Genomic DNA, 710 nt, shown 5'->3' with positions numbered 1-710 from the left:
AACATCAAATCTAACCCGATTTAATTAACAGTTTTTTTTCGGGTAAAATACCAAATCAAGCTCACAATTCCCAATCCAAATATTGAGTCGGCTTCGGGAACTTTAGTGGCAATCATTCGCTGTCCAAACTCATCTCCTGCCGTCGGATCGTTTAGCAATTGAGCGGTGGTTCGAGTGAAAAAAGCAACATCCAAATGCCGACCAAATCCAATGGGTAAATCTGGAAAATCATTCCCGAAATCTGTGAGGTGAACGTGAGGAATTGCTGTTCCCTCTGGAGCCGGAGCCGCAGACCAAAAATTGAGACCGTTGGCGGAAACCAGATTTCCTTCCTCATCAAATCTGGCAGCAACCCGATTTTCTTCCTCTTCAAATATGGGATTGTATTCTCCGATATCAATACCATTTGGCTCATCGGAAAAGCCCTCTTGAAGAATCTTTCCAGTTTGAGTATCAAAGTTGAAATTGAACCCCGAATAGGTAAGATGATTATCAATAAATTCTTGAATTAGATTTTCCTCCGGATCGTAAAATGCGATATTAAAGGACTCCAGATCATCTCGGCGAACAATTCCACTTTCATCGACTTGAGTCTCGTTGTAGCTGAAAAGACCTTCAGCCTGGTAGCCTAAAACCTGACCTGTCCAGGAAAGGCGAAATGTTGCGGCTTGAGCGGGAGCGATGTTGAGAACTCCCAAGCCACTGAGAGT

General features: G+C 43.5%; 1 pseudogene. It reads right to left on the bottom strand.

The features are described 5' to 3' along the window. Positions 1–20 precede the first annotated feature (20 nt). Positions 21–710, bottom strand: a pseudogene (locus M595_RS28265) (hypothetical protein); the annotation flags it as partial.

Source organism: Lyngbya aestuarii BL J (assembly GCF_000478195.2).
GTDB lineage: Bacteria > Cyanobacteriota > Cyanobacteriia > Cyanobacteriales > Microcoleaceae > Capilliphycus > Capilliphycus aestuarii.
The sequence above is the reverse complement of the archived record's forward strand: the minus strand, read 5'-3'. Positions and strand labels throughout refer to the sequence as shown.